The sequence below is a fragment of the Chryseobacterium binzhouense genome (assembly GCF_007474545.1).
GTDB classification, from domain to species: Bacteria; Bacteroidota; Bacteroidia; order Flavobacteriales; family Weeksellaceae; genus Chryseobacterium; species Chryseobacterium binzhouense.
Genome location: NZ_VKOG01000001.1, coordinates 1,146,495 through 1,167,388, shown reverse-complemented (window position 1 = coordinate 1,167,388; position 20,894 = coordinate 1,146,495). Strand labels below are relative to the sequence as shown.

Sequence of the window (20,894 nt, the reverse complement as noted above, 5' to 3'; positions counted from 1 at the left end):
TTAATTAAATAATTCCACTTCCTCTCCTTTTCCCACCGGATATTCTTCAGTAAAACATCCGAAGCAGTGATTGGCAGAACCTAAAATTTCTTTTAAATTTTCAACACTCAAAAATTCTAAAGAATCAACTCCTAAATATTTTCTTAGTTCTTCCGTAGTCATATTGGCAGAAATAAGATCGTCTTTTGAAGGAGTATCAATTCCTAAATAACAGGGCGCAATAATCGGTGGAGAAACACTTCTGAAATGAATTTCTTTCACTCCTGCATCTTTCAGGATCTTAACCAGTCTTTTTGAAGTAGTTCCACGTACGATGGAGTCATCAATAATAACCACTCTTTTATCTTTAATTTCAGAAATAATCGGGTTCAGTTTAAGGTTTACTACCCTTTCTCTCATTTCCTGAGTCGGTACGATGAAACTTCTTCCGATGTATCTGTTTTTAATTAAAACCGGACGGAAAGGAATTCCTGAAGCCTTGGAAAAACCAATTGCAGCTGGTACTCCGGAATCCGGAACACCGATCACAACATCTGCTTCTACAGGAGCCTGATGCCAGATTTTTTCTCCTGATTTTTCCCTGATCTCGTAAACATTGATGTTTTCAAGTGAAGAATCGGGTCTTGCAAAATAAATATATTCAAAAGAACAGATTCTTTGTTTTGCTTTTGCTTCATCAACCATAATGGAGTGAAGTTTTCCAGGCTCATTTTCATTGGTATAAATAATTTCTCCCGGTAAAATATCACGTACGTATTGTGCTCCAACAGCGTCCAGCGCTACAGATTCAGAAGCAACCACATAAGAATTTTCGTTAATTGCTCCTAAAACCAAAGGACGGATTCCATTGAAATCTCTGAATGCAAAGAATTTGTTTCTCGTCATTCCGACTACAGAATAAGCTCCTTCAATCTTCTCCATTGTCGCTTTGATCGCTCCGCGAAGCCCAAGATCAAGATTTTTCTGAATCAATCTTAAAATCACTTCAGAATCGGAAGTTGCTCTGAACACAACACCTTCAGCTTCAAGCTCAGCTTTCAGCTCTTTTGCATTGGTTAAATTTCCGTTATGAGCAATCGAAAGAATAATCTGATCATATTCGTTTTTAGCAAAAAAAGGCTGGAAATTATATTTCTTTTTGTCTCCTGCAGTTGTATAACGGGTGTGGCCGATGGCAGAATTTCCCATAAAAGTTTCAGGATCTGCGATCTCTTTATAAACATCCAAAACCAGACCTTCATCTTTCATATTGGTAATTCTTCCGTTTTTAAGAACAGAAATACCACAAGCTTCCTGCCCTCTGTGCTGAAGTGCAAAAAGCCCGAACTGTGAAAGAGAAAATGTATCCAGATCATTATCAGAATACATTCCGAATATACCGCACTCTTCGTTGGGAGCGTCTAATCTTTCTTCTTCCTGCGTTCTGAAAAGATTTCTTCCGTAGGTTTGAGTTTCAAATTGTTTTAAATATTCACTTTTATGAATGTCTAAACTTTTCATTTTTATTTCTATATAGATTTTTTGTAGATCTTCAGTTAGATGTAAATTTAAATATTATGTTAAATAAATTTACATCTGCTTACTCTACATTTATTTGTTAAGAACAGCTTTCAATCTGTTATAAATCTCAACATACGCTTCGGTAACTTCACCAAGATCTCTTCTGAATCTGTCTTTATCCAGTTTCTTCATAGTATCTTTGTCCCAAAGCCTGCATGTATCAGGAGAAATTTCGTCAGCAAGAATAATTTCACCATCTGCAGTTTTCCCTAATTCAATTTTGAAATCTACAAGGATGATGTTCATTTTATCGAAAAGATCAATTAAGATTTCATTGATGTCTGAAGTTAATTCATACATTTCATCAAGTTCCTCATACGTTGCCGCACCTAAGAACACTGCGTGGTGATCGTTGATAAGCGGATCTCCCAATTCGTCTTTTTTGTAACAGATATCGAAGATGGTAACCGGAGATTTTATTCCTTCTTCCACTCCTAATCTCTGAGCCATGCTTCCAGCGGAATAGTTTCTTACCACCATTTCCAAAGGAATGATAGATACTTTTCTTACCAACTGCTCTCTTTCGTTCAGTTGTTTAATGAAATGAGTCTTAATCCCTTTTTCATTCAGATATTCAAAAATAAGAGTGGTGATCGCATTGTTCATCTCTCCTTTAAGGTCTACAGACCCTCTTTTCTGAGCATTGAATGCAGTAGCATCGTCTTTAAAACGCACCACTACTTCATTAGGATTATCGGTTGCAAAAACCTGTTTTGCCTTACCTTCGTACAACATTTCTTTCTTTTCCATTTCTACAATTACTTTTATTAGATTGATATATTACTTAACTAAAATTCCTGTTAAAACTGCCATTCCGAAACTTAAAAGAGTTCCGATAAGAACATATTCGGTTAACTTCCTCTGCTTTGCCTGAGCAAGATCACTGAATCTGAAAACAGATTTCGCAGCGATCATAAAACCTACGCCTTCCCAATGATTGACTACAATAAAGGTGAAAACCAATAATCGTTCTAAAATCCCGATATATTTTCCGGCACTTGATAAAGATTCAGTCTGTATATTGTTTTGAGTTTCGGAAACCGGAGTCCACGAAGACAATAATATCTTGATGAAAATGGAAGCCGGTGTCGTTAAAAACAAAGCTGCCATAATGATTTTTAAAAACTCCTGATTTTTAAGAAAATCAAAATTAAATTCATTGAAATAAAAGGAAATTCCTGCAATCACTGCAATATGCAAAGCCTGATCAATAAAGAACCATGATTTTTTAGATTTTACCGTCTGGAAGCTCAGCTTTGCAGCATCAATAATAAAATGTGAAAACCCTACCAAAACGGCAATCCACCAAAGTTCGGTATTCCAAAGGAAAATGAAACTCAGAATCGTGTGAATGAGAACATGAAGGTATAAATATTTGCTTTTCAGCTTTTTGCTTTCTTTCTCTGCAACCCATGAATTTGGCTGAAGAATAAAGTCTCCAAGTAAATGCGCCAATATGAGCTGAACAAAAATCATTTTACAGTTCTGAAATTTTCTTTTTAAAATATTGATTAGTCTCTACAATGAGTTCGTAATTGGCGCGTTTCAGCCTTTGACTTACAGAAGACTGTGAAATGTTAAATTTTTTTGCTAAATCTTCCTGTGTACTGTTGGGATTCATGATCATTTCGTGAACAATTTCCGAAGTAGCCATTGTCCAGTTATCAAAATCTTTGGATGCCCATTTCAATAGAATATTCAGATCACGATCCACACGGTCATTAGATGTTTTTATTGAAACAGTATGTCCGTCACTTTTAAGTTCATTCAGAAGTCTTCCCGAGTTTACATACGCAGAGCCGTTAGATTCTGTGATTTTTTCGGACGAAAAATTTTCATGTCCGATGCCAATGGCAATTCTTACATCTAAATTCTCCTGGCTCTTGATTAATGATTTTATGGCTAAGAAATACCAGAAAACATCGTCTATTTTACATTTCAGCTGAAACTCATCACCTCTGTAAATTTCCCATGCTTGCGGAGTGCTTCCCCAATTTTCGAGAAGGTTTTTAAGTCTGGTAATCCATACTTCTGTCGCAGACTGCTGCGAATTGATAATATCTCCGGTGATGACGGCAATCATTCTGCAAATATAATCATTAATACTTATAAATAAAAAATATAAGTTAAAAAGCTAATAATAATCTTTTATTATGTATTTCACTTATATTTAAAAATAATTATTCATATTTTTATGTTGATAAAATGTGAATTTTAACATTCAGTTTACATATTTTATCAATATTTATCTCTAAATTTACTATGTAAAACAAATCCAATGTATCTAAATTTTGCTTTTTTCGATTCCGGAATTGCAATTAAATTTAAAATAAAAATTTAAGCACAGCATCGTCGGCTGTGCTTTTTTGTTGTTGTCTAATTTAAAAAATGAGATGTATTTATCTACTGGATCCGCTTCTAAAGAGCGGATTCTTTTATTGGCTGACTCTGGTTAGCTGATCCAGCTTTTTGAGAAGTGACGGGATTCGGAATTCACCATGCATTTCCTGAATCTTTATTTGAATTTCTGAAATATCTGCTCCGGCAACAGTTACATATAAAGGTGTTTTGCTTCCACCTCGCAAAACTTCTGCTCTGTTGATATTTTCTTCCGAAAATTTATTTTTTGCAACTCCAACAACAGGGTATCTTTCATCAAGTTCTTTAAACAGGTAACCTCCCAAGCCTAACTTGCCCTCTGAGTTTAAGCTCACATAGCCATCAACAATTATCACATCTCCTTCATTTAAAGTAATTTTTTTCAATAAATGCAGAATACACGGCAATTCTCTTTTGTAGAACGCACCACTTTCATAATCAGCAGTAATAGATATGTTTTCTGAGTAAACAGAAGTTTCCTTTTCAGAATTCCAATTTTCAAAAGCGATACAGACTGTTTTAGCGAAATTGTCATAATAATACGTATCGAAAGCGTAAATCATATGATCATTAATTAAAAAATTCTCCGAAATGCCATAAAATACCTGAAGGATCATGCAGAAAACATTCTTTACCCCAATCCATTATTCTCACAGGAACCAGTTTTACATCAGAGTATTTCTCCTGCAAATTCAATGAAGATAATTCTTTCCAAAAATCATCAGTATTTTCGACTTCTACAAAAATCATTGTATTATCAATCCATTCTTTTGCATAATAATCCTGTAGATAAAAGGCAAAATTTTCTTTTTTAAAAACAGAAAGATTGGGCTGAAGAATATTTTCTTCAAACCCTAAATCTTTATAAAACTCTCTGCTGACGGTGAAGTTTTTAGCTCCAATAAATGGACGGACTGATTTAATTTGCTGATTCATCATCTTCTGACTTAGTAAAATCTATTTTTTGTCTACCACAATTCTATCTTTTCGGTTTGCCAGTTCCCAAGCAGTAGCAAAAACAAGCTGAGTTCTTTTCTGTAATAAAGAAAAATCTATTTTGTCCACATCATCAGTAGGTTTGTGATAATCTTCATGAATTCCGTCAAAGAAAAATGCAACAGGAATATTGTTTTTGGCAAAATTATAGTGATCTGACCTGTAATATAATCTATCCGGATCTTTAGGATCATCATACTTATAATTCAGCTCAAGATTATTCGTTGCTTTATTAGCTTGTTCATTGATTACTTTCAGTTCTGAGCTTAACATTTCCGAACCAATTACATAGACATAATTTTTGCCTCTGTTTTCTGGATCATCACGACCAATCATATCAATATTGAGATCTGCAACGGTATTTGCTAATGGAAAAACAGGATGATCTGCATAATACTCAGAACCGAAAAGCCCATGTTCTTCTCCTGTAACATGAAGAAATAAAATTGATCTTTTAGGACCGTTTCCTGCTTTTTTAGCAGCCTGAAAAGCTTTTGCAATCTGCATCACAGCAACAGTTCCGCTTCCATCGTCGTCTGCGCCGTTATAAACAACACCATTTTTACTTCCTACATGATCATAATGAGCAGAAATAACAATAATTTCTTCCGGTTTCTCAGTTCCTTCAATAAAAGCAAGAATATTTTCTGAGTCGGGCAAATTCCAGCCGCCTCTCTGTTTCATAAATGAAGCCGGAACTTTCTGGTAATATGAACCTAGTTGTTTAGGATAAGAAATACCTAAATCTTTATAAAAGTTGATCATATACTCACCCGCTTTTTTCTGCCCCGGACTTCCGGTGTCTCTTCCCTCCATTTCATCAGAAGCAATTACTGTTAAGTTTTTCTTCAAATTATCAATCTTAATTTGCTGATATGCAGAATTAAAAGCCTTATTATTTTTTAAACTACTTGAATTTGAAACATCAGTTTTTTTCGTACTTTCTGAAATGTTTGCGGATCCACAACTGCTTAAAATAACTACAGATAAAAGTGGTATTAGTATTTTTCTCATATAAATATTTGTTTAAAAACGACTGCTTTGAATAAAAAATAGCAGATTAAGAATTATTGGTTTAAAAATACTAAAAATATTTTAGCTGTATTAGCAAAACTATTTTTTTATATATTTGATAAAGCCTATGGTAAATAATTACGGATTTAATGATTTTACATTTTTCACTGAGATGTCTGAACTCGCTTCGAGACATCAAAGTTATGATTTGTCATTAGGGCTGCCCGATTTTGAAGTAGATGTACGTTTACGTAACTATCTCAAAGAAGCTGCAGATGATTGTTCGCACAGTTATGAATCACTTGCAGGAAATGAAATGCTCATTGAGGGAATTATAAATCTTCATGCTAAAAGAAAGCACAGTTTAATCATTAATCGAAATGAGGTTAATATTGTGCCCTGCTCTACATTTGCTCTTTTTACTTCTTTAAAGTCCATTTTAGATATTGGCGACGAAGTTGTTGTTATTCAGCCTTCTTATTATACTTATGCACCATCTATTGTTATCAATGGCGGAATTCCTGTTTATTATGATTTGGAAACTGATTTTAGTATAAACTGGGAAAAATTACAGAAATGTTTTTCAGATAAAACAAAAGCAATTATAGTTAACTCTCCTCAGAATCCTACAGGAAAAATCTGGAAAAAAGAAGACTGGAATCAGCTTTATGAATTGATTAAAAACCGAGAAATTTATTTAATTTCAGAAGAAATTTATGATCTTTACTGTTATGATTCCGTAGATCATTACAGCTCGTTTCTTCATCCCGAATTAAAAAAAAGAACATTCTGTATCTTTTCTTTTGGAAAAATGTTTCACGCAACCGGCTGGAAAGTAAGCTATCTTATTTCCAATGAGAATCTGCTCAAAAATTTCAGAAGTTATCAGCAGTATATCTCTTACAGCACCAATGCGCCGTGTCAGTATGCCATTGCACAATACCTAAAAGTTTTCGATCCTAAAGAAAACCAGGAAATGTTGCAGCATAAAAGAGATATCTTTATCAGTCTAATTAAGGAAACTCCGCTTCAAATTGAATCTCAGGCAGAAGGCGGTTTTTTCCAGATTGTAAATTTCAGAAACTTGAATAAAACAATGACAGATATTGAGTTTTCAAAATGGCTTACGGTAGAAAAGAAAGTCTCCTGTCTGCCCTTATCTGCTTTTTACACCTCCAGACAAAATTCAGACTATATAAGATTCAGCTTCGCAAAAAAAGACGAACTTATCATTCATGCATTAGAACATCTCAGGAAAAACCTTTAAAAACAAAGCACCGCCAATAAGCAGTGCTTTATAATTAATTATTTTTTATTTAGTAAGCTAAAACCCGTACATCTAAACGTCTGTTTTTAGCATGGCATTCATCACTTTCATCCATCGTACAAAGAGGAAACTGTGAACCATAACCTTCTGCTTCTATTCTGTCTCCCGCAATTCCCATTTCAAGTAATTTGAGTTTTGCTGTTTGAGCTCGTAAATTAGAAAGCTTCAGATTGGTTTCTTCGCTTCCTGAATTATCGGTGTAGCCTCCCAGTTTAATTCTTAATTCAGGATAAGCATTTATTATTTCTGCCAGATTTTTAAGATGACTTTCCGAACCTGCTCTTAAGTCGCTTGATCCGCTTTCAAAATATAAATTTTCTATTGTAAACCATTTTTCAGGATTTAACAATTCTTTATCCTTTTTAGTCAATTTATTATTCAAATAGAAAAGCTGACTGTTTTCGCCTAAAGAAATTGTATTGCCATTGCTGAGTTTTACGTCTCTCATTTGTCCTGTTTCATAAACAAAATCACCAAATTCATTTAGCTGACCTTTCATAATTTCAGGAGATGACATTTCCTGAGAATTATCATTTTCCGTACTTATGATTGAATTTGAATTAACTCCGGTAAGGCTTTCTATTTTTGCTTTTCGGTTGGCATCAATTTTATCTTTGTGTAAAACTGCCAAAGTAGGCGCAATAACCAGTGAAACGATTGACATTAATTTGATCAGAATATTCATAGAAGGTCCTGAAGTATCTTTGAAAGGATCACCTACTGTATCACCAGTTACAGAAGCTTTGTGAGGTTCAGAACCTTTGTAGTAAGTCTGTCCGTTAATGTCAACACCCTTTTCAAAAGATTTTTTGGCATTATCCCAAGCTCCGCCCGCATTATTCTGAAAAATCCCCATCAAAACTCCGGATACCGTTGCTCCGGCAAGAAATCCGCCTAAGACTTCAGGTCCGAAAATAAATCCTATCAATAATGGAGATGCAATAGCGATAGCTCCGGGAAGCATCATTTTTTTGATAGAAGCATCAGTAGAAATAGCAACACATTTCTGGTATTCGGGTTCTCCTTTTCCTTCTAAAATTCCAGGAATTTCTCTGAACTGTCTTCTTACTTCTTCTACCATTGCCATCGCAGCCTGACCAACCGCTGTAATAGCCAGTGAAGAAAAAATAAAAGGAATCATTCCGCCTACAAAAAGTCCCGCCAAAACATCTGCCTTGTAAATATCAATTCCGTCAATTCCTGCAATACCGACAAATGCTGCAAACAACGCCAATGCTGTTAATGCTGCAGAAGCAATGGCAAAACCTTTTCCAGAAGCTGCAGTTGTATTTCCTACCGCATCCAGAATATCTGTATTTTCACGAACTTCTTTTGGCAGTTCGCTCATCTCAGCAATTCCACCTGCGTTGTCTGCAATAGGTCCGAATGCATCAATGGCAAGCTGCATTGCAGTTGTAGCCATCATTCCTGCTGCGGCGATAGCAACTCCGTAAAGTCCGGCACATAAATACGAACCATAAATTCCGCCTGCTAAAACGATTATTGGTAAAAAGGTAGATTCCATACCCACGGAAAGTCCACCGATAATATTGGTTGCATGACCTGTTGAAGATTGTCTTACGATACTGGAAACAGGTCTTTTCCCCATCGCTGTATAATATTCTGTAATGATGCTCATTAAGGTTCCTACAACCAGACCCACAATGATAGCTCCAAATACTCCATTCTTAGTAAATTCAAACCCTCTGAGAACCATTTTTTCCGGTAACAAATAAGTCACTAAAAAATAAGATGCAATTGCTGTAATGATGATACTGCTCCAATTTCCGAGATTAAGAGCATTCTGTACATTAGAAGTAGACGCACCTTCGTTATCACTTATTTTAACAAAAAAAGTTCCGATAATAGAAAACAAAATTCCTGTTCCTGCAATAAGCATTGGTAATAAGATTGGGGCAAATCCGCCGAAATCATCCACAGAAACCGTTTCTCGTCCTAAAACCATTGTTGCCAGAACCGTTGCTACATAAGAACCAAACAAATCAGCACCCATTCCTGCAACATCACCTACATTATCACCTACATTATCTGCAATGGTCGCAGGATTTCGAGGATCATCCTCTGGAATTCCTGCTTCAACTTTTCCTACCAAATCTGCACCCACATCGGCAGCTTTTGTATAAATTCCTCCACCAACTCTTGCAAATAATGCAATAGATTCTGCTCCCAGGGAAAATCCGGTAAGGATTTCTATCGTCTTTTCCATTTCGTGAGAATCTACAGATGAATTGGGTGCGAAAATCTGCTTAATAATCAAATATAAAGCTCCCAATCCCAGAACTGCCAATCCAGCAACTCCCATACCCATTACAGAGCCTCCTGTGAAGGAAACTTTCAAAGCTTTGGATAGAGAAGTTTTTGCAGCTTCTGCTGTTCGTACATTGGCTTTTGTGGCGATCTTCATTCCGATAAAGCCTGCCAAAGCAGAAAATACCGCTCCGATTACAAAAGCAACTCCAATACTCCAGTGAGAATTGGCATTGCTCATTCCCATAAATGCTAAAAGAATAGCAACAATAATGACAAAATAAGTAAGAATTTTATACTCAGCTTTTAAAAAAGCCATTGCGCCATCAGCAATATATCCGCTGATCTGCTTCATTTTTTCGTTTCCAGCATTTTGCCGGCTCACCCAGTTGCTTTGAAGAAAAGTGTAAAGTAATGCAATAACGCCAAAAATTGGCACTAACATAAATAAGCTCATAGTTTAATATTTTTTTGGTAATATATTTTTAAATATAATCAATTATTTCCATAAAACATTCTAAAAATTTATGACTTATTAATAATAATGCTAAATTTTTAATTTACTACATAAAAAAAGCAGATGATTGCTCATCTGCCATATATACAATTTCGAAATCTTAAATAAACTTAACCTCCGAATTTTTCTGAATAATCTCTTTTGGATGCTTCGATCACTTTTTTGGCGTGGTCTGCTCCGTAAACTTCCTGAATTCTGCATTTTGCAGGCTCATCCGGTAAGTTTTTGTATGTAAGAAAATAGTGCATCAGACGGTTAACTTCAGCAGCCGGAAGTTCAGAAATATCTCTGAAATGACCAAAAGCATGATCGTTGATCATTACCGCTACAATTTTATCATCTGCTTCACCTCCGTCAATCATTTTAAATCCGCCGATTGGAATAGCTTCCATCAAAAGCCCTCCTGCATGGATGTTGTGCGAGCTTAAAACGCAGATATCCAATGGATCGTGATCACCCATTGTTACATCATTTGCACCGCTTTCAATAGCAAGTTTCATTACTTCATTGTGGCAGTATGTTCTCGGTACAAACCCGTATAATGCAGGAATAATGTTTGAAAACTTTTGCGGACGGTCAACTTTAAGATAACCTGTTACTTTATCAATTTCATATTTGATCGTATCTGAAGGAACAATTTCAACAAAAACATTAACAATGTTTGGCGAATCTTCCCCTGCAGAAATTCCGTGCCATGGATGCGCTTTAAAATTTGGAATCATTATTTATATTTATTTTTTTAATTAGGCAATTATTAAAATTTCTCGTCTTAAATCCTCAATCGTTGCTCCGATAAAATCGTTTTCATTCATATAATTCATAATGAAAACAGTTTTAAATTCATTAAGATCAGGATTGTTATTCAGACTTTCATACGTTTTGTGCAGCAGATCAATAATAGCGTTTTTAGAATCTACAATATTCTGCCATGAATTTTTGGTGATATACAACTGCTGTGACGCATTATATTCAAATTCTTCGCTGATGGTTTTTTCAGTAAGAAAAATAAACTCGTGTACCGCCAAATCTTTGTCGAATTTCTGAATAAGATTGGATGGTTTTATTCTTTCTAAAAATAAAGTCATTCTTTCGTAAGAATGAGTCTTGTTTTCAGAATTTGACTTGACGGAAAGTAATTTTAATTCCTGATTTTTTAAATTAATGTAAGTATAAACAAACTGTCTGAGCAAAACCAAAAAAGGAATTGCAATAACTAATGCCGCAGCATACGGAAAATACTCTGAGAAGTCTGACATAATTTAAGGATGCAAAATTAATAATATTTTATGAATTTACAGCTCAAATAATGCAGGTCTTTGGGTAACCTCATGATAACACACACTTTTTGCATCAAAATAGTGGTAAACAAGGCTTTTCCTTGTTCTGTTTTTATCTAGATGGGGTTCTCCGCCATGTAAAATATTAGCATGCCATATCAAAAGATCTCCTTTTTTTGCTCTGAAAACCTCTTTTTTCAGTCCCAGCTCTTTTACTTTTTCTTCAAGAAATTCTTCGTAGGCTTTGTAGCTTTTTTTACCGATTTTAAGCGATGTTCCTTCATTATCATAATCAGAATTCAAAAAATAGGGAAGTTTATGACTTTTAGGAATGTAATGTAATGCACCATTGCTTTCCTCCACATCTTCCAAAGCGATCCAAACTCCCAACAATCCGCCTAAAGGATAAGTTGTCATGTGAATACTGTCTGAATGAGTCTTCTGCTGGCTTCCGTTGATAAAATTGATACTCTGAAATAGTTTAGCATCACCGTCCATTAAAACAGATAAAAATTCGAGTAGTTTTTTATCATTTCCGATATTTTTTAAGATTTCAGAATGATGAATGACAAACATCAGTTTTCCGGCATATCGGAACTTAATGATTCCGTCTTTCAGAAGCCGGTCTATCTCGCTGTTGATCTGATCCGCAGTTTCAGGTGAAAGATAATTCCTGAGTACCAAAAATCCGTTTTCATCAAAACCCTGTGCGCTCAGCTTATTTTCTTCGGATAAATTTTTGTAAAATTCTGTATTATAAAGTTTTTGAGCGTCAAACTTCCTTTCGTGATGTGGAAGGTGTGCAAAATCTTTGCTCGAAATGCTGGAAAAATAGCTTTTATCAATTCCGTATTTTTTATAAAGCGGAATATTATGTTCCAATTTTTTTTTGTTGAAAAAATTATAGATGATGTAAGGAAGCTTATACTGACGAATTTTATTAAGCATTTTCTATGATTCAAAAACAGATATAAATGTAGGAAATAATATTCACAAAGAAGTTTAAGAGTACATTAAATTACGATTTTATGATAAACTTCAACGTGATCATTTTTCTGATAAGCTCTTTTTTGGAATATTCTATTAAACGATAGGGACGCAATTCCGGACGAAAGCCCCGAAAAAACTCTTCCACATTGGGAATTTCGCCTCCTTCAAAATCGAAAATTCTGTTGCCAATATTCTCTTTTATGGCATGATCTATCAATACCGAAGCTCCTGAAATTTTCACATATTCTTTATCATTGAAAGTTCCTAAAAGCGCAGCTGTACAATCATCAATATAGGTAATAATGGTATTGATTATTTTTCCATGAAGAAAAAATGCCGTAATTTCAATACAATTTTCATCAGCCATCTTTTTAAAAATGTTCAAAAAAGAATCAATATCCTCTTCTTTGCTTGCTCCCAAAAAGTTTTGTCTAATAAAACCTTCAGCTTCAGCAAAACTTATTTTTCTTATTTCAGAATGATTGACCACATCCTCATCAAGTCTCAGCTTTCTTTTTCTTTTGGGTGAATATCTGGAATATACTCTCTCATAATCATCAGGAGCAATTAGAAAATTTTTTTTGGTTTTTAAAGAGGTTTTAAACTGGTTGTGTTCATTAAAAGTATAAATTCTGATAAGATAGTTCTGTTCCAGAAAATGCAGAAAAGCTTCATTGATTTCAACATCATCTGTTTTGGAAAAAATACCAAGCTGTTGACAAAGCATCGGGTTATGAACAATTTTCTTTCCCAGTTTAAAAACATAAGGAACCGGCATTACAGCTTCGTAATCTTTGTAAACCAAAAGCTCCCATTTTTTATCAGAAGTAATATCCAAAAATAGTCTTGCTGCGGAATATTTCCGCTGAAATGAATTTTCAAGACAACTTGAATATTTGTTAAAATCTATTTCGTGATACTTTAATCTTCTAATCATAATAAACCTTCATCGGCAAAGCTAAGATAAGCGTTTTGAGTAATAATCAAATGGTCCAGAAGCTGAATATTCATCAGGTTTCCGGCATCTTTTATTTTTTTAGTAATATTAATATCTTCAGTACTCGGTTTTTTGTTTCCCGAAGGATGATTGTGCGCCACAATAATTCCGGTTGAAAAGTGTTCTAAAGCTGTTTTAAATAAAACTCTGACATCTACAATCGACTGACTGATTCCGCCCTGTGTGAGCTGTGCAATATGTATCACTTTATTGCTCTGATTCAGAAAGACAGCCCAAAATTCTTCCGTTCTTAAATCTGACAAATGGAATTTTAAAACATTATAGGCATCTAAGCTTCCGGAAATCTGAGGTTTTTCGGGAATTTCCTGACTGGCTCTTCTTCTTCCGATCTCCAAAGATGACGCAATTGTAATTGCTTTCACTTCTCCTACGCCTTTAAATTTCATTAAATCTTTAATCGTAAGCAGACTAAGCTGATGCCAATTGTTATTTACCGAACCCAAAATTTTTCTTGCCAGTTCAACAGCTGTCTCATCACGGCTTCCGCTACCCATAATAATCGCTAAAAGTTCGGAATCAGAAAGTGCATTTTTGCCTTTCAGCAGGAACTTTTCCCTTGGTCGGTCATCTTCAGCTAAAAATTTTATAGACATCTTTTTGTGTTTTTATCAACACAAATTTAGTAAAATGCATATAAAATCACAGGTTTTTTTGATGAATCCAGAAATTTAGCGGTTTCTTTAAAGGCTTTTTTTGAAAGCATCGGACACCCTAAGCTTAAACAAGACGGTTGATAAGATTCTTTATCAGGAATACAATCGTAAGAATGCAAAACAATGGCTCGCTGTTTCGCATTATTGTTGCTGGAATCCAGTCCCTTCATCCGATATGATTTACCAAATTTTCCTTCGTAACTTTCCTGAATTTCATATTTTCCCAAAGATGACTGGTAAGAGTTTTCTGTATTTGAAAAACGCAGCTTATCTGAATTGGAAATCACAGAACCCGATCCATGAGAAACGATTGCTTTCTGCAAAACTTTATCATTTTTAAGATCATAAACAATGTATCTGTATTTACCTGAATGAATTTTAAAATTGATGAAAATTGCCAGATCCTGATTATAATTTTTATCTTTCAGATAGTTTTTCAGTTTAGTTATTTTCTCTTTTGATAAAACGTCCTTCGTATCCTGAGCTTTTATGGCATTGAAGGATGTAAAAAAGATAAAATGCACACTAAAAATTTCATACAAAAAATTATTCTATAATCATTCCGTCTTTCATTACCAATTTACGATCAGTAATTTCCGCCAATTGGGGATTATGAGTTACAATGACAAAAGTCTGGTTGTACTTATCTCTCAGATCAAAGAATAGGCGGTGAAGATCATCTGCATTTTTTGAATCCAGATTTCCGGTTGGCTCATCTGCATAGATAATTTTAGGCGAATTGATCAACGCTCTTGCCACTGCTACTCTTTGTGCTTCTCCTCCTGAAAGCTGATTTGGTTTATGATGCAGTCTCTGGGCAATTTTAAGATCTTCAAAAAGCTGATGTGCCTTTTCTAAGGCTTCTTTTTCGATGCTTCCCGCAATTTTGGTAGGCAGCAATACATTTTCTAAAGCAGTAAATTCCGGCAGTAACTGATGGAACTGAAAAACAAAACCAATATTCTGATTTCTGAATTTTGAGATCTGCTTATCATTCATGTTGATAAATGATTCTCCGTTCAGTGTGATTTCAGTATCGTAATTTTTAGGATTAGACGGGCTGTCTAATGTTCCTAAGATCTGAAGAAGCGTAGATTTTCCCGCACCAGATTCTCCTACAATAGACACTACTTCACCAGTTTTTATGTGAATATCAACTCCTTTCAGTACTTCCAGATTTCCATATGATTTATGGATGTTTTTAGCTTTAATCATGTTTCAAAAATAGTGAAAATTTTTACTTTTTTTATGTAGCTTTTATCCTAATTCACTTCTTAATCAGAATTCTGAAAGTGCTGCCTTTTCCTACTTCAGTCTGAGAAATTCTGATATCGCCGTTGTGATATTCCTGCACTACTCTTTTAGCTAAACTTAACCCCAATCCCCAACCTCGTTTTTTAGTGGAATAACCTGGCTTGAAAGCATTATTTGCCTGATATTTTGTCATTCCGCTTCCATTGTCTTTTACTTCTACCAGAATATTTTTATTACGCTCAAAAACCGACATCTTCAAAGTACCCTCTCCTTTCATTGCGTCTACAGCATTTTTTACCAGATTCTCGATTACCCAGCTCATCAGAATTTTATTGTGAGGAACCAGAATATTATAAGTGGGAATCTGCAGGGTGAAGTTGATTTTTTTTGAAATTCTCGTTCTTAGATAATCAAAGTTTTCCTGAATGGTTTCATTGAAGTTCATGTCATTAAGCTCCGGAACCGAACCGATTTTTGAAAATCTTTCTGAAATGGTTCTCAGTCTTTCAATATCTTTTTCTATTTCTATAATTCCGTCTGAATCCGGGTTTTCCAGCTTCATAATTTCCATCCAGCCGATCATTGATGATAACGGAGTTCCGATCTGGTGCGCAGTTTCTTTTGCCAGTCCCGCCCACAAATAGCCTTCATCCGTTTTTTTAACTGTTCTTAAAAACCAAAATGAAAAAAGAAAATAACTCAACACAAATAAACCTAGTAAATAAGGCGAGTATTGAAGGTAATTAAGTGCTTTTGAATTGTCATAATAAACAAACTGATCATTTCCTCCCGCTACTTTTATTTCAATCACCGGATATTTTTTTGCCATGCTTTTGGCAAGAGCAATCACATCTTTGGCTTCAGATCCTACTTCTTTGGGTAAATTTTTAAACTCAATTACCTGATCATTTTTATCTAAAATAATAACCGGAATGGTGGTATTTGAACTGTAAATATTCAGCAGCAACTCCTGAACCTCCAGACTGGGCGTGACTGCATCCTGCTGAAATTTGATGGCATTGACCAAAATATCAACCCTTTTGATCTCTTCTCTTTTTAGATAATTGATAACCAGAGTGGAAGATATAACGATTGCGATCACCACAATAGTCATCATCATAAAAATAAACCAATTATTTAACCTGCCTAAAATGGTTCTTTTTTTCAATATTTTTATTTTAAAACATTTAAAATTTTCTGCAGCTCCGCACTTCCGCTTCCCGGAAAATTGTTGATAATGATAGAATATACATATTTCTTTCCGTCTTTTGAGGTATGATATCCTGCGTAAGATTTGGTATCTCTTATTGTCCCGCTTTTCATTTTCATCCCATTGTCCTGCGTTGGAAAGCCTTCATAATATGCTTCAAACCAAGGTTGTTTTTTAGCATATATCAAAGCCTGAACTTCAGCTTTTGCCGAAACATAATTTTGTGGAGAAAGTCCGCTTCCGTCTGCAAAATTAATCATGTTGGAATTGATTCCCTTTGATGTCCAGAATTCTTTTAAAAAAGAAATCCCGCTTCTGAAACTTGGATTTGCCTTTTTTTCTTTACCTAAAGTTTTTACTAAAGTTTCACCATAAAGATTCACACTTTTTCTTAAAAACCAGTAGACAATTTTGTCTAAAGTTGGTGACTTGTAGTTTAAGATAACATTATTTACAGATGCTTCTTGCATCTTTTTACCTTCGATTTCCAGCCGGGAACTTGTTATTATTTTTCCTGAAACTTCAATTCCCGATTCCTGCAGCCATTTTACTGCTTCAGCGCCCAGCTGCAAAGGCGGATTGGGTACAGATCCTGAAACGGTGGTCACTTTTCCGGCGGGCAAACTTCCGTTGATTAAAGCAACATCAGAATGAGGAGCCGTAAAAATCAGACTTTGATCAGAACTTCCGGCAGCTGTTAAATCATTCAGCCATCTCACTCCTTCCAAAGGATATGAAAAACTTTTGAAATCGGTTCCGCTGATGTTAATATCAAACTGGTTTTCGCGCCAGTTTACCCCCCAGACTCCGGCTCCGTAATAATTTCCTAAATCATCCCAAGGCCAGCCTCCCGGAATAGTCTGATGATCGAAATAAGAATCATCAACAATCAAATCCCCCGAAATCTTTTTAATTCCTGACTTTTTCACAGCTTCCACAAACTTTTGCTTAAAGTTTTCCGGCTTATAGCCGTCATATCTCCAGCTTCCTAAAGTAGGATCACCATTGGAAGAAATGTACAGATTCCCATTCAGATTTCCATCTGAAATGTTTCCTGAATATGAAGAAGTTGTTGTGTATGTATAATTACTGCCCAAAGTTTCCAGAGCAGCTGCAGCGGTAAAAATCTTTTGGGTAGAGGCGGTTGAAAGTCCTTTATTGCCGTTGAATTCATAGATGAGATTTCCACTTTCATCAGCTACATACAACGATAAGTTTGATGAAATGGCTGAAGGTGAGTTCATCAGATTTTTTGTGGCATTATCTAATTTCTGCGCAATATTTTGAGCAATAATAATCTGCGTGGAAAGAATAGATATGATGAGTACGTTTTTCACGAAAAATAATTTAAAAATTTGTCATAATAACACTTTGCTGAACATCAAATACAGAAATCAAACTACAATCTACTTCCTGCCTCTATTTCATAAGGCTCTTTTCCTTTCTCAAAAATTTTTGTCAGTTCGCTGCCTTCAACGGTTATTTCATCTGCTATTCTTCTGATCCAATTCCCTTCACGAAGCCCTACAACTTTAACATCGTTTTGTGTTAAAAATTCTTTAATTCTGGTTTCCCTAGTTTCTCCATTGTGTTTCAAGTCGGGGTTTGGGTCAAGATAATGAGGATTTATATTAAAAGGAACCAACCCCATACAATCAAAACTCGGTGGATAAACGATCGGCATATCATTGGTTGTTTTCATATTTTGTCCGCCAATATTGCTTCCGGCGCTGCATCCTAAATAAGGCTTTCCGCTTTCTATGTTTTGCTTTAAAACAGACATCAAATTTTCTTCATGTAAAGTTTTAACCAGCAAAAAAGTATTTCCGCCGCCTGTAAAATATGCTTTTGCAGCATTCACAGCCTCAGTTTTATCTTCAAATTCATGCAGACCTTTTACTTTAATATTTAATGTTTCAAAAAAAGATTGTGCTTTCTGGGTATATTCTTCATGAGAAATTCCTCCCGGTCTGGCAAAAGGAATAAAAATAATTTCATCTACTCCATCGTAGAGCTTTACTAATTCTTCTTTTAAATATTCCAGATAATTTCCGCCGAAAAGTGTAGAGGTCGAAGCCAATATGATGTTCATGATATGATTAATGTTTAATTAATTTTTCTGACAAAAACAAAGATAATTAAAACTAATCATTTTATTAGTGAAACCATGAATTACAAAGGAATGATTATCTTTGTGCGAATAAATCTATAAACGAATGAAATTTTTTATTGACACTGCCAATTTGGAGCAGATTAAGGAAGCAAAAGATCTTGGAATTCTGGATGGTGTAACGACAAATCCTTCATTGATGGCTAAAGAAGGAATTCAGGGAGCGGAAGCAATCAAAAATCATTATAAAGCGATCTGCGAAATTGTAGACGGAGATATTTCTGCAGAAGTGCTTTCTACTACGTATGAAGAAATGATCAAAGAAGGTGATGAACTTGCGGCAATCCACCCGAATATTGTGGTGAAAATCCCGATGATTAAAGACGGAATTAAGGCTTTAAAATATTTTTCAGATAAAGGAATCAAAACCAACTGTACACTCATTTTCTCTCCGGGACAGGCTCTTTTGGCAGCAAAAGCAGGCGCAACTTACGTTTCTCCATTTTTAGGAAGATTAGATGATATTACGACAGACGGTTTAAATTTAATTCAGGAAATCAGATTGATTTTTGATAATTATATGTATGAAACCGAAATTTTAGCAGCTTCCATCCGTCACTCTATGCACATTATAGATTGTGCTAAAATCGGTGCAGATGTTATCACTTCACCGCTTCCTCCGATCTTGAGTCTGCTGAAGCATCCTTTGACAGACAGCGGACTGGCTCAGTTTGTAGCAGATTCTCAGAAATTAGCTTAAATTTATTTTCACAATAAAAAATCCCGGAACATTTTTAAATGCTTCGGGATTTTTATTTATATCAAATAAGTTTACCATTCTGAATTTCTTCTCCTTTTTTCGATCATGTGATCTACTGAAATTTTCCCGGCTCCCAATGAAATGATAATCAGATAAATTGAAAGATACAAAAGACTCATCTCTCTTTTATTGAAAGGATCTGAGCCGTGTACAACAAACGCTGCTATCATCATAGTAAAAACCAGAAAACCTGCCGCAACTCTGGTGAAAAGTCCTAATATGATAAAAATCGAACAAACAAATTCAGCAAAGACCGTTAATCCTAAAGTTATTCTCGGACCTAGTCCTATAAAATCAAAAAACTGGATATCTCCGCCCTCAATCAGCATCTGAAGTTTGGGAAATCCGTGAGAAATCATCGCAAATCCAACCAATAATCTTACTATAAAAATAACAATATCAAAAATTACAGGAGTGGTTTTCGAGTTAAAATAGATCATTGAATAAATTTTAAAATTAAAGATAATAAAATCTTTTAATACAGCGATGGATATTGGTTTTTTAGTTTATCTGTAGCCAAAATTTTTAAGATCACGATCGTTTTTCCTCCAGTCTTTCTTTACTTTTACGAAAAGATTCAGATGAATTTTTTTGTCAAAGAATTTTTCTAAATCAATTCTAGCTTCGGTTCCTACTTTTTTGATCGCCTCGCCTTTATGCCCAATTAAAATTCCTTTTTGGGTATCTCTCTCTACATAAATAATAGAATCAATAAAAATAATTCCTTCTTTTTCTTTGAACATTTCGGTCACTACTTCTACCGAATAAGGAATTTCTTTATCATAGTTTAAAAGAATTTTTTCTCTGATGGCTTCGTTTACAAAAAATCTTTCCGGTTTGTCTGTGTACATATCTTTATCGTAGTATGCCGGACTTTCCGGAAGCATAGATTTTAGCTTTGGAAGAATGATATCTGTATTAAAAGCATTTAGTGCCGAAATTGGAAGAATTTCAGCTTTCGGAATTCTTTCGTGCCACTCCGTTACCAGTTTTTCCAAACCTTCCTGATTGGTTTGATCTACTTTGTTCAATAAAAGCAATACCGGAACAGGAATTTTATTCAGTTTATCTATAAGAAACTCTGAAGGATCGGCTTTATCTGTAACATCTACAATAAAAAGAAAAACATCAGCGTCCTGCAAAGAATCTTTGACAAAATCCATCATTTTTTCCTGAAGACCGTATTTGGGATCTAAAACTCCTGGTGTATCAGAGAATACAATCTGTAAGTCTTCCTCATTATAAATTCCAAAAATTCTATGTCGTGTTGTTTGGGCTTTCTGTGTTACAATTGCCAGCTTCTCTCCCATCAATTGATTAAGAAGAGTAGATTTTCCTGCATTTGGTTTTCCAACGATGTTTACAAATCCTGCTTTGTGCATTTATTTTGTTTAAAGTTTAATGTTCTACGTTTAAAGTTTTACAAAGTTACTAAAACAAAATTTGCCTGCCTTCATCATTATATTTAAAAGGTTTATTTTTGACATTAAAATAAGAGATA

22 protein-coding genes are annotated in these 20,894 nt (G+C 34.8%); 2 read left to right on the top strand and 20 right to left on the bottom strand.

Annotated elements, in window-relative coordinates; genetic code table 11:
* The 7 genes from purF to FNE73_RS05305 all read right to left on the bottom strand — a co-directional run bounded on the left by purF (position 1) and on the right by FNE73_RS05305 (position 5,949).
* Entirely contained in the window at positions 1–1,500 is a 1,500-nt protein-coding gene (gene purF / locus FNE73_RS05335; RefSeq protein ID WP_143883716.1) for an amidophosphoribosyltransferase, read from the bottom strand.
* 90 nt (positions 1,501–1,590) lie between these two features.
* Positions 1,591–2,310 (bottom strand): phosphoribosylaminoimidazolesuccinocarboxamide synthase, encoded by a 720-nt coding sequence (purC, locus tag FNE73_RS05330; protein WP_089741268.1) that lies wholly within the window; start codon positions 2,308–2,310, stop codon positions 1,591–1,593.
* A 30-nt stretch (positions 2,311–2,340) separates the two neighbouring features.
* The gene (locus FNE73_RS05325; protein ID WP_143883715.1) at positions 2,341–3,036 is read right to left on the bottom strand and encodes a DUF3307 domain-containing protein; all 696 of its coding nucleotides are present in this window, start codon (positions 3,034–3,036) and stop codon (positions 2,341–2,343) included.
* Position 3,037: 1 nt separating this feature from the next.
* Positions 3,038–3,643 carry a SatD family protein gene (locus tag FNE73_RS05320; protein WP_143883714.1) on the bottom strand — a complete coding sequence of 202 codons (606 nt, stop codon included), beginning with the start codon at positions 3,641–3,643 and terminating at the stop codon, positions 3,038–3,040.
* 352 nt (positions 3,644–3,995) lie between these two features.
* The gene (locus tag FNE73_RS05315) at positions 3,996–4,502 is read right to left on the bottom strand and encodes an endonuclease V (protein ID WP_143883713.1); all 507 of its coding nucleotides are present in this window, start codon (positions 4,500–4,502) and stop codon (positions 3,996–3,998) included.
* A 7-nt stretch (positions 4,503–4,509) separates the two neighbouring features.
* Complete coding sequence (locus FNE73_RS05310; protein WP_143883825.1) at positions 4,510–4,875, bottom strand: VOC family protein; 366 nt, start codon at positions 4,873–4,875, stop codon at positions 4,510–4,512.
* A gap of 21 nt (positions 4,876–4,896) precedes the next feature.
* On the bottom strand, positions 4,897–5,949 hold the full coding sequence (locus FNE73_RS05305) for a M28 family metallopeptidase (protein ID WP_143883712.1): 1,053 nt from the start codon (positions 5,947–5,949) through the stop codon (positions 4,897–4,899).
* 127 nt (positions 5,950–6,076) lie between these two features.
* Between FNE73_RS05305 and FNE73_RS05300 the strand changes: the two genes are divergently transcribed.
* The gene (locus FNE73_RS05300; RefSeq protein WP_143883711.1) at positions 6,077–7,216 is read left to right on the top strand and encodes an aminotransferase class I/II-fold pyridoxal phosphate-dependent enzyme; all 1,140 of its coding nucleotides are present in this window, start codon (positions 6,077–6,079) and stop codon (positions 7,214–7,216) included.
* Positions 7,217–7,265: 49 nt separating this feature from the next.
* Here the strand turns inward: FNE73_RS05300 and FNE73_RS05295 are convergent, their stop codons facing one another.
* From FNE73_RS05295 to pepE, 11 genes are all read right to left on the bottom strand, one after another.
* Positions 7,266–10,001 carry a sodium-translocating pyrophosphatase gene (locus FNE73_RS05295; RefSeq protein WP_143883710.1) on the bottom strand — a complete coding sequence of 912 codons (2,736 nt, stop codon included), beginning with the start codon at positions 9,999–10,001 and terminating at the stop codon, positions 7,266–7,268.
* A 170-nt stretch (positions 10,002–10,171) separates the two neighbouring features.
* Positions 10,172–10,783 carry an inorganic pyrophosphatase gene (locus tag FNE73_RS05290; RefSeq protein ID WP_143883709.1) on the bottom strand — a complete coding sequence of 204 codons (612 nt, stop codon included), beginning with the start codon at positions 10,781–10,783 and terminating at the stop codon, positions 10,172–10,174.
* Positions 10,784–10,804: 21 nt separating this feature from the next.
* Positions 10,805–11,317 (bottom strand): DUF7935 family protein, encoded by a 513-nt coding sequence (locus FNE73_RS05285; RefSeq protein WP_143883708.1) that lies wholly within the window; start codon positions 11,315–11,317, stop codon positions 10,805–10,807.
* A 36-nt stretch (positions 11,318–11,353) separates the two neighbouring features.
* Positions 11,354–12,286, bottom strand: coding sequence for a phytanoyl-CoA dioxygenase family protein (locus tag FNE73_RS05280; protein ID WP_143883707.1), 933 nt, complete (start codon positions 12,284–12,286; stop codon positions 11,354–11,356).
* Between the two features lie 70 nt (positions 12,287–12,356).
* A complete protein-coding gene (locus tag FNE73_RS05275; protein WP_143883706.1) occupies positions 12,357–13,265 on the bottom strand; it encodes a hypothetical protein in 909 nt (302 codons plus the stop codon).
* Positions 13,262–13,939, bottom strand: coding sequence for a RadC family protein (radC, locus tag FNE73_RS05270; protein ID WP_143883705.1), 678 nt, complete (start codon positions 13,937–13,939; stop codon positions 13,262–13,264). Before radC ends, FNE73_RS05275 begins: the two co-directional genes overlap by 4 nt.
* A 26-nt stretch (positions 13,940–13,965) precedes the next feature.
* The gene (locus FNE73_RS05265) at positions 13,966–14,523 is read right to left on the bottom strand and encodes a murein L,D-transpeptidase catalytic domain-containing protein (protein WP_228429879.1); all 558 of its coding nucleotides are present in this window, start codon (positions 14,521–14,523) and stop codon (positions 13,966–13,968) included.
* Positions 14,524–14,545: 22 nt separating this feature from the next.
* Positions 14,546–15,214 (bottom strand): ABC transporter ATP-binding protein, encoded by a 669-nt coding sequence (locus FNE73_RS05260; protein ID WP_143883703.1) that lies wholly within the window; start codon positions 15,212–15,214, stop codon positions 14,546–14,548.
* 52 nt (positions 15,215–15,266) lie between these two features.
* The gene (locus tag FNE73_RS05255) at positions 15,267–16,421 is read right to left on the bottom strand and encodes a sensor histidine kinase (protein ID WP_228429877.1); all 1,155 of its coding nucleotides are present in this window, start codon (positions 16,419–16,421) and stop codon (positions 15,267–15,269) included.
* 5 nt (positions 16,422–16,426) lie between these two features.
* Complete coding sequence (gene dacB, locus FNE73_RS05250; RefSeq protein ID WP_228429875.1) at positions 16,427–17,800, bottom strand: D-alanyl-D-alanine carboxypeptidase/D-alanyl-D-alanine endopeptidase; 1,374 nt, start codon at positions 17,798–17,800, stop codon at positions 16,427–16,429.
* A 62-nt stretch (positions 17,801–17,862) separates the two neighbouring features.
* Positions 17,863–18,555 carry a dipeptidase PepE gene (gene pepE, locus FNE73_RS05245; RefSeq protein ID WP_143883702.1) on the bottom strand — a complete coding sequence of 231 codons (693 nt, stop codon included), beginning with the start codon at positions 18,553–18,555 and terminating at the stop codon, positions 17,863–17,865.
* Between the two features lie 124 nt (positions 18,556–18,679).
* Here pepE and fsa point away from each other — a divergent pair, with 124 nt between their 5' ends.
* Positions 18,680–19,333, top strand: a complete 654-nt coding sequence (gene fsa / locus FNE73_RS05240; RefSeq protein WP_039372485.1) for a fructose-6-phosphate aldolase — start codon at positions 18,680–18,682, stop codon at positions 19,331–19,333.
* 71 nt (positions 19,334–19,404) lie between these two features.
* On the opposite strand, the gene FNE73_RS05235 is transcribed toward fsa, so the two are convergent.
* Together FNE73_RS05235 and era are read right to left on the bottom strand one after the other, a co-directional pair.
* On the bottom strand, positions 19,405–19,833 hold the full coding sequence (locus FNE73_RS05235; protein WP_143883701.1) for a DoxX family protein: 429 nt from the start codon (positions 19,831–19,833) through the stop codon (positions 19,405–19,407).
* 66 nt (positions 19,834–19,899) lie between these two features.
* The gene (era, locus tag FNE73_RS05230; protein ID WP_143883700.1) at positions 19,900–20,775 is read right to left on the bottom strand and encodes a GTPase Era; all 876 of its coding nucleotides are present in this window, start codon (positions 20,773–20,775) and stop codon (positions 19,900–19,902) included.
* Positions 20,776–20,894: the final 119 nt, after the last annotated feature.

Bases quoted from the DNA above. Each gene is read 5' to 3' on its own strand.
- era (WP_143883700.1), bottom strand. From the start codon at position 20,775: ATGCACAAAGCAGGATTTGTAAACATCGTTGGAAAACCAAATGCAGGA.
- FNE73_RS05260 (WP_143883703.1), bottom strand. From the start codon at position 15,214: ATGATTAAAGCTAAAAACATCCATAAATCATATGGAAATCTGGAAGTA.
- radC (WP_143883705.1), bottom strand. From the start codon at position 13,939: ATGTCTATAAAATTTTTAGCTGAAGATGACCGACCAAGGGAAAAGTTC.
- FNE73_RS05290 (WP_143883709.1), bottom strand. From the start codon at position 10,783: ATGATTCCAAATTTTAAAGCGCATCCATGGCACGGAATTTCTGCAGGG.
- pepE (WP_143883702.1), bottom strand. From the start codon at position 18,555: ATGAACATCATATTGGCTTCGACCTCTACACTTTTCGGCGGAAATTAT.
- FNE73_RS05325 (WP_143883715.1), bottom strand. From the start codon at position 3,036: ATGATTTTTGTTCAGCTCATATTGGCGCATTTACTTGGAGACTTTATT.
- FNE73_RS05275 (WP_143883706.1), bottom strand. From the start codon at position 13,265: ATGATTAGAAGATTAAAGTATCACGAAATAGATTTTAACAAATATTCA.
- FNE73_RS05295 (WP_143883710.1), bottom strand. From the start codon at position 10,001: ATGAGCTTATTTATGTTAGTGCCAATTTTTGGCGTTATTGCATTACTT.
- FNE73_RS05285 (WP_143883708.1), bottom strand. From the start codon at position 11,317: ATGTCAGACTTCTCAGAGTATTTTCCGTATGCTGCGGCATTAGTTATT.
- FNE73_RS05280 (WP_143883707.1), bottom strand. From the start codon at position 12,286: ATGCTTAATAAAATTCGTCAGTATAAGCTTCCTTACATCATCTATAAT.
- fsa (WP_039372485.1), top strand. From the start codon at position 18,680: ATGAAATTTTTTATTGACACTGCCAATTTGGAGCAGATTAAGGAAGCA.
- purC (WP_089741268.1), bottom strand. From the start codon at position 2,310: ATGGAAAAGAAAGAAATGTTGTACGAAGGTAAGGCAAAACAGGTTTTT.
- FNE73_RS05305 (WP_143883712.1), bottom strand. From the start codon at position 5,949: ATGAGAAAAATACTAATACCACTTTTATCTGTAGTTATTTTAAGCAGT.
- purF (WP_143883716.1), bottom strand. From the start codon at position 1,500: ATGAAAAGTTTAGACATTCATAAAAGTGAATATTTAAAACAATTTGAA.
- FNE73_RS05320 (WP_143883714.1), bottom strand. From the start codon at position 3,643: ATGATTGCCGTCATCACCGGAGATATTATCAATTCGCAGCAGTCTGCG.
- FNE73_RS05235 (WP_143883701.1), bottom strand. From the start codon at position 19,833: ATGATCTATTTTAACTCGAAAACCACTCCTGTAATTTTTGATATTGTT.
- FNE73_RS05300 (WP_143883711.1), top strand. From the start codon at position 6,077: ATGGTAAATAATTACGGATTTAATGATTTTACATTTTTCACTGAGATG.
- FNE73_RS05315 (WP_143883713.1), bottom strand. From the start codon at position 4,502: ATGATTTACGCTTTCGATACGTATTATTATGACAATTTCGCTAAAACA.
- FNE73_RS05310 (WP_143883825.1), bottom strand. From the start codon at position 4,875: ATGAATCAGCAAATTAAATCAGTCCGTCCATTTATTGGAGCTAAAAAC.